Source organism: Arthrobacter sp. GMC3 (assembly GCF_002929305.1).
GTDB lineage: Bacteria > Actinomycetota > Actinomycetes > Actinomycetales > Micrococcaceae > Specibacter.
Genome location: NZ_PJIO01000012.1, coordinates 1 through 383, shown reverse-complemented (window position 1 = coordinate 383; position 383 = coordinate 1).

Below are 383 nucleotides of genomic sequence, written 5' to 3'. Positions count from 1 at the left end.
GATCGAGTTTGGGACAATGAATACCGACCTCAGAGCGGCCTAGAAACACTAGACCCTGAGAGTCAACGAAACCCGGGACAGTCCCTAGGGTGTCCGGCCTCTCCCCACAACACAGTGTCAGGGATGTTCCCGGACCGTGCACCCTCCATGATGGTTCGTAGCCCTGTCTTTAAGTGGCAGTCGAGGCCCCATTTTCAGCTGGCGTTAACACCTGGGCGGGGTCGCCGTACCTCTTGGACGTGCGGCACGCTCTGGTCGACGAGCCAAGGCAGCCGGATCGGGTTGGGTGTGTGTCATATTTCGGTGTTTTTGTTTTTTTCTAGGTAAGTTCTCAGTTTGTGGGTATGTTTTTCTCAATAAGTCAGGCTATTGGGGGCAGTGCT